Source organism: Gaiella sp., from assembly GCF_039915195.1.
Classification (GTDB): Bacteria; Actinomycetota; Thermoleophilia; order Gaiellales; family Gaiellaceae; genus Gaiella.
Map to the genome: position 1 here is coordinate 1 of NZ_JBDSNT010000038.1, position 9,467 is coordinate 9,467.

Annotated in this window: 10 protein-coding genes; 6 read left to right on the plus strand and 4 right to left on the minus strand. The window is 67.3% G+C overall.

The features are described 5' to 3' along the window. Positions 1-257, plus strand: a 257-nt coding sequence (locus ABIR74_RS03665) for a VOC family protein (protein ID WP_348175263.1), incomplete at its 5' end; no start/stop codon positions are given. Here the strand turns inward: ABIR74_RS03665 and ABIR74_RS03670 are convergent. The 4 genes from ABIR74_RS03670 to ABIR74_RS03685 all read right to left on the minus strand — a co-directional run bounded on the left by ABIR74_RS03670 (position 220) and on the right by ABIR74_RS03685 (position 4,696). After that, on the minus strand, positions 220-1,584 hold the full coding sequence (locus tag ABIR74_RS03670; RefSeq protein ID WP_348175264.1) for an adenylosuccinate lyase family protein: 1,365 nt from the start codon (positions 1,582-1,584) through the stop codon (positions 220-222). The genes ABIR74_RS03665 and ABIR74_RS03670 overlap by 38 nt on opposite strands. Positions 1,585-1,603: 19 nt before the next feature. After that, positions 1,604-2,371, minus strand: a complete 768-nt coding sequence (locus tag ABIR74_RS03675; protein WP_348175265.1) for a glucose 1-dehydrogenase — start codon at positions 2,369-2,371, stop codon at positions 1,604-1,606. 75 nt (positions 2,372-2,446) lie between these two features. Then, entirely contained in the window at positions 2,447-3,577 is a 1,131-nt protein-coding gene (gene ugpC / locus ABIR74_RS03680; protein WP_348175266.1) for a sn-glycerol-3-phosphate ABC transporter ATP-binding protein UgpC, read from the minus strand. Continuing rightward, positions 3,578-4,696 carry a mandelate racemase/muconate lactonizing enzyme family protein gene (locus tag ABIR74_RS03685; RefSeq protein WP_348175267.1) on the minus strand — a complete coding sequence of 373 codons (1,119 nt, stop codon included), beginning with the start codon at positions 4,694-4,696 and terminating at the stop codon, positions 3,578-3,580. 134 nt (positions 4,697-4,830) lie between these two features. On the opposite strand from ABIR74_RS03685, the gene ABIR74_RS03690 reads away from it, so the two are divergent. From ABIR74_RS03690 to ABIR74_RS03710, 5 genes are all read left to right on the plus strand, one after another. Beyond that, positions 4,831-5,577, plus strand: a complete 747-nt coding sequence (locus ABIR74_RS03690) for an SDR family oxidoreductase (RefSeq protein ID WP_348175268.1) — start codon at positions 4,831-4,833, stop codon at positions 5,575-5,577. Continuing rightward, positions 5,577-6,635: a Xaa-Pro peptidase family protein gene (locus ABIR74_RS03695; protein WP_348175269.1), complete on the plus strand. Its 1,059-nt coding sequence runs from the start codon at positions 5,577-5,579 to the stop codon at positions 6,633-6,635. The genes ABIR74_RS03690 and ABIR74_RS03695 overlap by 1 nt, the downstream gene beginning before the upstream one ends. Positions 6,636-6,754: 119 nt before the next feature. Further along, positions 6,755-8,098, plus strand: a complete 1,344-nt coding sequence (locus ABIR74_RS03700) for an extracellular solute-binding protein (protein WP_348175270.1) — start codon at positions 6,755-6,757, stop codon at positions 8,096-8,098. A gap of 31 nt (positions 8,099-8,129) precedes the next feature. Beyond that, a complete protein-coding gene (locus tag ABIR74_RS03705; protein WP_348175271.1) occupies positions 8,130-9,041 on the plus strand; it encodes a sugar ABC transporter permease in 912 nt (303 codons plus the stop codon). Continuing rightward, on the plus strand, positions 9,034-9,467 hold a 434-nt coding region (locus tag ABIR74_RS03710), incomplete at its 3' end, for a hypothetical protein (protein ID WP_348175272.1). The genes ABIR74_RS03705 and ABIR74_RS03710, both read left to right, overlap by 8 nt.

Here is a 9,467-nt window from a genome sequence, read left to right on the forward strand (position 1 = left end):
TCGAACTGTTCCAGTACCTCATCCCCGCCGGGACACGTGCCGACGTCGAACCGCGGAACGTCGGCGCCTCCCACCTCTGTTTTCTCGTCGACGACCTCCAGAGCGTGTACGAGCAGCTCGTCGCGCAGGGCGTGACGTCGTTCGTCTCGCCTCCCGTCGAGGTGGACACCGGTATCAACACCGGCGGCTTCGGCCTGTACCTGCGGGATCCCGACGGCATCACAGTCGAGATCTTTCAGCCCCCACGGCGCGCCTGACGCGCTCCCAGGCGGCGAGCGCTACGGCGACGATCGCCTCACTCTCGCCGAGATACGAGCTGGGGTCGAGGACACGGTCGAGGGGCGGCATTGCCGCGAGAACCTCTGGAGCGAGCGTCCGCTCGAGCGCCTCACGGAGCGTAAGCCCTTCACGGCGAGCGAAGGACGACGCCTCCGACACGAGCGCGTGCGCGTCGGCCCGGCCACCGGTGCGAGCGATTTCCATCATGGCCGCCTCGGCCATGATCGCGCCGCCCTCGGCCGAGAGGTTCGCCCTCATCCGGGCCGGGAAGACGCTGAGGCCAGCGAGAACCCGCTGAGCGCCCGCGACCGCACCCGCGGCGGTAACGCAGACCAGGGGTACGGCGTCCCATTCGGCCTGCCATTCGCCGGCGGCACGCTCGTGTGCTGCGTGCATCGCGGGGAGCATTGCGCCCGCGTACTGCGCCGCCAGAAGGCTGAGACCAACGATCGCCTCGCTTCCGATCGGGTTCGCCTTCTGGGGCATCGTCGACGAGGCGCCTCGGAGGTCGCCGCTCGCCTCGCGCACCTCGCCGATCTCGGGGCGCGAGAGATCCACGACCTCGCGTGCGAGTTTGCCACACGTCGAGGCCAGTGCCGCGAGGACGAACGCTACCTCCGCGAGGCCGTCGCGTGCTGTGTGCCAGGGGACGTCGACGGTGCCGAGGCCGAGGTCAGCGGCAACACCGCGGCGGACGTCCCTGCTCCGCGGCCCGAGGGCCGCAGCCGTTCCCGCAGCCCCAAAAAGCTGGATGACGACCGCCCTGTGGCGAGCCGCACGGAGCCGCTCGACGTGACGGGTGAGCTCCGCGAGCCAGACGGCGGCCTTGCCGCCGAAGGTGATCGGGACGGCGGGTTGCGCGTGCGTCCGTCCGGGCATGACCGTTGTCCGGTGCTCCTCGGCGATCCGCGCCAACTCATCACCGAACCCACACGAGAGCGCCTCGATCCGGTCGAGCGCACGCCCGATGAGGAGCACGAGACCGGTATCCATGATGTCCTGGGTCGTCGCCCCCCAGTGGACATGCCGAGCGGCTTCCGGCGAGGCGCGCTCGATCTGCTCGAGGAGCGGCAGGATCGGGTAGCCGACCACGAGTGACCGCTCGCGAAGCGCCGCGAGGTCGACGGCGCCCGGCACCGCCGCGCGGTCGATCGCGGCAGCGGCTTCGGCTGGAATGATGCCTAGACGCGCCTGCACCCGCCCGAGAGCGCGTTCGACCTCGAGCCAGACGGCGACGTACGACTCTTCGGAGAACAGGCTCGTGGTCTCGTCGTCGCCAAAGACGTCGACGAGCGGAAGGAACACGCGTCCGCTCCTGCCGTCGTCAGCCGGCGGGGATCGAGGTCAGAGCGCCGTCGATCGTGTGCACGCCGCCTGTGATGTACGACGCGTCGTCCGAGGAGAGGAAGACGACGAGCTTGCCGACCTCGGTCGGGAGCCCAAGCCGGTGCGCCGGGACGGTGTCGATGTAGTACTGCTCGTCGATCGCGCCGCGGGCGACGTCGGCATCCCACATCGGCGTGCGCAGGACACCGGGCGCGATCGCGTTCACCCGGATGCCGTGCGGGGCCCACTCGCCTGCCGCAACGCTCGTCATCATGATCACGGCGGCCTTCGGTGCGCAGTACGTCATCCGACCGGGATTTGGCGAGAACCCGCGGATCGAGGAGATGTTCACGATCGAGCCGGACTTCTGCGGCAGCATGATCCGGCCGGCCGCACGCATGCAGTAGAAGACGCCGGTCTGCATGACGGCGATCGACTCGAGCCAGTCCTCGTCGGTCACGTCCTGCGTGTGAGGGCCGACGCGGCTGATCCCGGCGTTGTTGACCACGATGTCGAGGCGGCCGAAGTCCCTCGCCGCCGCCGCGAAGGCATCGTCGACCTGCTTGCTCACCGACACGTCGGTGGGATAGGCACGAGTTTTGACCCCCGCCTGGGAGATCTCATCGGCAGCGACCGCTGCCGCGTCGCCGTTGATCTCGAGCACCGCGATCGAGGCGCCCGCGTTGGCGAGCTCCTGCGCAATGCCCCGGCCGAGGCCTGTCCCGGCCCCCGTTACGATCGCCACCTTCCCATCGAGCACGCCCACCTGAATTCCTTTCGAGACGCGTTGTCCTGGATGCGGGCGAGTATAAGGGGGATTAGCCGTCCGGCACGTGAACGCTCAGGCGCCGTCGATTCTCAGCGTCGCGCCGGTCGGATCGAAGAAGTGGGCGCGTTCGAGGTCGACGGTCAGCTGCAGTTGCTCGCCGGGCACCGGGCGGGTACGCGGGTCGAGCCTCGCGACGAACGCTCCCCCGAGCTCCGCCTGGGCGTCCCCGGAGCTCTCCGCCTTGACCCCGTCGATCCGGAAGTAGACGAGGGTTTCAGAGCCGAGTTGCTCCGTGATCTCGACCGTGACCGGGATCGCCTCGTTGCCGCCGGCGAGATGTGCGTCAGAGAAGTACTCGGGGCGGAGCCCGACGATCAGCTCCCCGTCGCTGCGGCTGAGTCTCGCTGCGGCCGTCCCCGGCAGGTGCAGTCTGAACTCGCCGAACAAGATCCATTCGCCATCGATTCGCGCGCGAAGGAAGTTCATCGACGGGCTGCCGATGAACGACGCGACGAACATGTTCGCGGGCCGGTTGTAGAGAACGTCGGGTGGGTCGACCTGCTGCACGACCCCGTGATCGAGCACGGCGACGCGCTGACCGAGCGTCATCGCCTCGACCTGGTCGTGTGTGACGTACAGCGTCGTAACGCCAAGGCGCTGGTGCAGTTTGACGAGCTCTGCGCGCATCTGCACCCGCAACTTGGCGTCCAGGTTGGAAAGCGGCTCATCCATCAGGAACGACCGCGGATGACGAACGATCGCGCGACCCATCGCGACGCGCTGGCGCTGGCCGCCGGAGAGAGCCCCCGGCTTGCGCTCGAGCAGATCCTCGAGGCCGAGCAGCGACGCGGCCTCGGCGATGCGCTGCTCCCGCTCGGCCTTTGGCAGCCGCTGTGTCTCGAGCGGGAAACCAATGTTCCCACGCACCGTCATGTGCGGGTAGAGAGCGTAGTTCTGGAACACCATTGCGATGTCACGGTCGACCGGGTCGAGGTCGTTGACAACGTTGCCGCCGATCAGGATCTCGCCCGAGGTCGGATGCTCGAGCCCGGCGACCATCCGCAACGCTGTCGTCTTGCCGCACCCGGACGGCCCGACGAAGATCATGAACTCGCCGTCCTCGATGCGGAGGTGGAGGTCATCGACCGCGATCGTCCCGTCGGGGAAACGCTTTGTGACGCCGCGAAACTCGATCGCAGCCATCTACTGCACTCTGAAGCGGGCGATCGCGTCCGGGTCGAGCTCGACGCCGAGGCCGGGGCCTGTTGGGACGGCGAGCGCGGCGTCCTCGAGCACAAACGGCTCCTGCAGGATCCCGTTCACGAGCGGCGAGTCGGCAACGGAGAACTCTGACCATGTCGCACGGTCGAGCGTCGCGACGAAGTGCAGCGATGCCGCCACGAGAATGCCGGTCGAGAAGCAGTGCGGCACGATCTCGACCGTCGACGATCGCTCGAGCAACGCGATCTGCCGGGCAACGGTGAATCCGCCGCAGCGAGCGAGGTCGGGCTGAAGGACGTCGACCCCGCCGTGTTCGACGAGCATTCGGAACGGCGCGAACGTCTCGTCTGCCTCACCCGCCGCGATCCGAACGTCGGTGCGTCCCGCAAGTCGTCGGTAGCCCTCGAGATCGTCAGGCTGGAGCGCCTCCTCGAACCAGTACAGACGATGCTCCTCCACCAATCGCAGCAGCTCGAGGGCGCGCTTGACGGTGTAGGCGCGGCCGCCGTCGAGCATCAGCGTCCGGTCGGAACCGAGCGTCTCGCGCGCAGCGCGCACGAGCTGCTCGTCGAACGCGATGTCCCGCCCGAGCGGCCCCCAGCCGAGCTTGAGCGCCGAGTAGCCGGCCTCGACCGCCCGCTCGGCGATGCGCCGCACGTCGTCCGTCGTCTCCGGCATCACCTCGCTCGCATAGACCGGGATCCGGTCGAGGCGCCGGCCGCCGAGCAGTTCCGAGACCGGCCGGCCTGCGGCCTTCCCGGCCAGATCCCAGAGAGCGATGTCGATCGCGCTGATCACGTGCAACGCCGCACCGCGGCGGCCGTAGTGGTCGCTCGCGTGGAAGAGCCGCTGCCAGAGGCGGTCGATCTGGAGCGGATCCTCGCCGACCAGCACCTCCCGGAGGCCGCGAGCCACCGAGTGGGACGACGGCATCTCGACAATCGTCCGCGCGAGCATCGGCGCCGTATCGGCCTCGCCGACTCCCACGATCCCTTCGTCGGTGTGGATGCGGACGAGAAACGCGTCCTGCGTTCCGTCGGCGCGAGTCGCATCGACCTGGGGAAGCCGCAGAACGATCGGCTCGACGTCGGTGATCTTCATGGTCGTTGACACCGTGACGCTTGAACGGGAGAGTGCATCATCAGCGGATGCTATCCGGCCGCTCCGGAAACGACGAACGACAACGAGTGAGGAGCTATGAGAAGACGCAACCGGGGAGAGGCAATGATGCGGCGATGATCCTTCTCGAGGGACGCTCGGCGCTCGTCACAGGCGCTGCGAACGGGATCGGCCGGGCGATCGCTGAACGACTCGCAGCCGAAGGTGCGCGGGTAGCGGCTGTCGATATCGAGGACGTCCCCGACCTCGGGCCGTCCGTCCAGGCGCTGCGCTGGGACCTGGCTGAGACCGAGTCGCTCGAAGGGTTGCTCGACGCAGCCGAGGCGGCGGTCGGCCCACTCGACGTGCTCGTCAACAACGCAGGCGTGTTCGAGCCTGCGCTCGCGATCGACCTGACGCTCGCCTCGTACCGGCGGGTGCTCGCGGTCAACCTGCACGCCCCCGTTTTCCTCGCGAGCCGTGCGGCACGGGGCATGATCGAGCGAGGGTACGGCCGCATCGTCAACATCACGTCGGTCCACGGCCGCTTCGGCGAGGAACTCGCACTCTCGTACGACGTCGCGAAAGGCGGTCTGGAGCAGGCAACGCGGACGCTGGCGGTCGAACTCTCGCGGCACGGTGTGCTCGTCAACGCGGTTGCTCCCGGGTTCGTTTCGACCCGCATGTCCGTCGTCGACGGCAAGGACGAGCTCGAGAGCGAGTGGTTCACCGACATCTACGTCAAGCACGGGAAGATCCCGATCCGCCGCTACGCGATGCCCGAGGAGATCGCCGAGCACGTCGCCTGGCTCGGCAGCGAGCGCAACACCTACACGACCGGGCAGGTACTCACCGTGGACGGCGGGCTGACGGTGACGTTCTGATGCAGTCCCGGCGGGAAAGAGCGCTCGCGATCGCCGAGGCGGCGGGAGCGGGCGCCATCGTCGTTGCACACCCGTCTGCAGTGACCTGGCTGACCGGCTACGCGCCGGAGATCGAGACCGGCCCGAGCGCATTCGCGCTCTCGGCGATCGCCGTCCTCGCGGCCGGCGGCACCCCGGTTCTCGTCGTCAGCGAAGACGAGGCCGATGCCGCCGCGGCCACGGGGTGCGAGGTCGCGGTGTACCCCGGGTTCGGGATCGGCCCCGTCGACCCGGTAGGGGCCGCTGCCCGAACGCTCGCCGGAGTGATCGACAGCCCCTCCATCGCGATCGATGCCGGGACTCTCCCCGCCGCACTCGCGGAGGGCCACGACTGGATCGACGTCGGAGGCGAACTCGCGAAGGCACGCGCCGTCAAGGATCCCGACGAGATCGAGCTGATTCGGGCGGCGATCGCCGTGTGCGACGAGGGGCAGAGGGCGGCCCGCGCCCACGCAACGGCCGGAATCTCCGAGCTCGATCTCTGGATGGTTGTCCGTGGAGCAATGGAACGCGCTGCGCAGACACGGCTCCCCGTGCTGGCCGATCTCGTCTCGGGCCAGCGCACGACCGATGTCGGCGGCCCTCCGACCACGAGGGTATTGGCGGAGGGCAACCTCGTCCTCTGCGACCTCGTTCCCCGTGTCGCAGGCTACTGGGGCGACTCGTGCGCGACGTTCGCGATCGGCGAGCCATCAGCTGCCGCTCGCGTCGCCCACGCGCGAGCCCGGTCGACGCTCGAGGAAGTGATCGCGGCAGTCCGGCCCGGAGCGATCGCGGGGGAGCTCGACGCGCTGGCGCGAGCACACCTCGAGTTCCCGCATCACACGGGGCACGGCCTTGGCACCGGGTGGCACGAGGAGCCGCGCATCATTCCGGGGTCGACGACCGTGCTCGAGGAGGGGATGGTCGTCGCGATCGAGCCAGGATCCTACGAGGGCGTCGGCGTACGAGTCGAGCAGGTGGTGCTCGTCACGTCGGAGGGTTGCGAAGTCCTCTCCCAGCACGACCTGACCCTGTGATCCACACCCCGGCGGCGTCGCGCACGCGAGCTTGCCGGTCGGGCTCGATCGTGCGCCCTTGCACGTGCCTGAGCGAAGGAGGAAGATGGAGATCCAGAATCCAAAGGAGGGTGAAGCGAATGCATCGCAAGCTCGGGGTCGTCGTGGCCGTTGTGGTCGTGGTCACGGCAGTGTTGGCAACAGCGGGGCTCGCCTCGCGGTCGTCAAAAACGACGAAGCAGGCTTTCCCGACGGGACCCGTCAACCTGACGATGTCCTGGTGGGGTGAGCAGGAGGCTGCCGGCGCGAAGGCGTGGCTGAACGAGACCGTCGCCGCCTACCAGAAGAAACACCCAAACGTGAAGATCAAGACCGTCCTCCAGACGACGGACGGCCTCATCCCGGCGTTCAAGGCAGCAGCTGCCGCCAAGAAGGGCCCGGACATCCAATACTTCTGGGGTGGCATCTGGTCACTCGACGATGCCTGGCTCGGCAACACGAAGCCGGTATCCGACTATATTCCGAAGTCCGAACTCGCGCATTATCTGAACGCGAAGGAGGACACGTTCGACGGCAAGGTCTGGACGGCTCCGTGGTATGTCCAGCCCTCGTTCCCGGTCCTCGTCCGCAAGGACGTGCTCGCAAAGGCCGGCGTAGCGGTGCCCACCACCTGGCCCGCCCTGCTGAAAGCGTGCGACAGGCTGAACGCCAAGGGGATCACACCGATCGCCGGCGGCATCAAGGACGGCTGGTTCGGCGGTTGGCTGTTCTCGATCATCGGCGCCCAGGGCATCACGTCGATCAGCGACGTCCTCGATGCAACGACCGGGAAGGCGAAGTTCACCGACCCGAAGCTCGCGGCGTACTGGACACGTCTGCAGGAGCTGCGCGATCACAAGTGCTGGAACGACGACATCAACTCGCTCGAGCTCTACCAGGGCCAGCAGCGCTGGTCCGAAGGCAAGGCGGCGATGACCGTCGCGGCCGGCTCGGACGTGAAGAAGTTCGTCAAGAAGGTCGGCGTCGCGAAGGTCGGCGTGATGCCGATGCCGAAGTGGGGCACCGGCCCGTACGCCGGCAAGCTCGGATCGACCTCGCAGACGGTGGGCATCACCTCCTGGACGAAGTACCCCGAGGTGGCGGCCGACTTCATCATGTTCATGCACAACCCGGAACGGATGTCGGCGTGGTTCAAGACGACGGGCGCGTTCCCGGCCGACAACCGGTTCAACACGAAGCTCATCACTCTGCCGCAACAGAAGGTTCTGTTCAACCTCGTCAAGAGCGGCTCTCCATACCTGGAGAACTTCATCCCGCCGGAGCTGGACGCGAAGGCATTCTTCGCCCAGTCCCAGCTCCTGCTTGGAGGTAGCATCAACGCCCCCAAGGCGGCGGCCGCGACGGAGAAGATCGCCCAGCGCATCCGGCTGACGCAGAGGAAGCAGATGGCGAACTTCAAGAAGTGGTCCGGGTCGTACAAGTAGACGTTTTCTCAAGCACGGTGTCGGAGGTCGCATGACCTCCGACACCGCTGCGCTTTCCCGACCCCGAAGAAGACGCCGTTTCCGACCTGGTCGTTTCGAGCCAGCCCTCTGGATCGCTCCCGCCGTCGCGATCGTCGTGTTCGTGTTCGGCTACTCGATGTTCGAGCTCGTGAAGACGTCGCTGCTCTTCGATGGCGCCTGGACGACGGAGAACTTCCGGGTCACTTGGACCGACCCGACATTCCGAACCGCTCTCGGGCACAACGCGCGGCTCCTCCTTGCCGTGCCGATTCTCGTCGCCACGTCGCTCCTACTCGCGATTCTGCTCTTCGAAGGGCTCCGTGGATGGCGCTTCCACCGCTGGGCGCTCTTCCTTCCCTACATCCTCGCGATCCCGGTGATCGGCGTCGTGTTCGGCCAGCTGCTCCAATTCAACGGCCTCGTCAACCAGCTGCTTCGGGCCGTCGGGTTCGGCGGCCTCGCCCAGGACTGGCTCGGCCAGCCGCGGTGGGCGCTATGGACGATGACGGCGGTGATCGTGTTGCGCGAACTCGGGTTCGGCATCGTCCTTTTCCTGGCGCGACTCCTGTCCGTCTCGTCCGACATCTTCGAAGCGGGCCGTATGGACGGCGCCCGCTTCTTCCGGCTCCACCGCAGGATCACGATCCCGCAGCTCTCCGGGGTAATCATCTTCTACGTCGTGGTGGAGGCGATCACGATGGTCTCCTGGGTCTTCAACTACGTCTACGTGATGACGAACGGCCAGGGAGGTCCAGGTGACGCGACCCAGGTGACGGAGCTATACATCTACCAAACCGCATTCCAGTACCAGTCGCCCGAGATCGCTTCAGCCGCGGCGGTGACTCTCTTCGCAGTCACCCTCGTCCTCATCGCAATGTTCTTCCGCGTCCAGCGCCGAGCCGGAATCGGTCTCGATGCGTAGGCGCCTCGTCAGCACCCTCCCGAAGCACGGGTTGCTCATCCTGGCGACGCTCATTGCGCTCTTTCCGGTCTACGTGATGGTCTCGGCCGCGTTCAAGACCCAGGCGAGCTTCCTGGCGCATCCCTGGGCCCCCGTCGCCGATCCCACGCTCAACGGCTTCCGCTCCGCCCTCGGCGACCAGTTCCCGCGCTGGCTCGGCAACACGGCGCTCCTCTCCTTCGGCGCGGTCGCGGTGACACTCCTCGTTGCGGCACTCGCAGCCTGGGGGTTCGCGCACTGGTCGTTTCGGGGGCGTGACACCGTGCTCGGCGTGCTCGTCGCTCTGATGGTGGTGCCTCCCGTCGTCCTGCTCGTGCCGCTGTTCGTGTTCGGGGTGCGCATCGGGCAGATCTCCACGTTTCGGCTCGTGATCCTGATCTACGTCGG

Excerpts from the sequence above, each read along its gene's own strand:
- ugpC (WP_348175266.1), bottom strand. The coding sequence starts at position 3,577 with ATGGCTGCGATCGAGTTTCGCGGCGTCACAAAGCGTTTCCCCGACGGG.
- ABIR74_RS03685 (WP_348175267.1), bottom strand. The coding sequence starts at position 4,696 with ATGAAGATCACCGACGTCGAGCCGATCGTTCTGCGGCTTCCCCAGGTC.
- ABIR74_RS03690 (WP_348175268.1), top strand. The coding sequence starts at position 4,831 with ATGATCCTTCTCGAGGGACGCTCGGCGCTCGTCACAGGCGCTGCGAAC.
- ABIR74_RS03695 (WP_348175269.1), top strand. The coding sequence starts at position 5,577 with ATGCAGTCCCGGCGGGAAAGAGCGCTCGCGATCGCCGAGGCGGCGGGA.
- ABIR74_RS03700 (WP_348175270.1), top strand. The coding sequence starts at position 6,755 with ATGCATCGCAAGCTCGGGGTCGTCGTGGCCGTTGTGGTCGTGGTCACG.
- ABIR74_RS03705 (WP_348175271.1), top strand. The coding sequence starts at position 8,130 with ATGACCTCCGACACCGCTGCGCTTTCCCGACCCCGAAGAAGACGCCGT.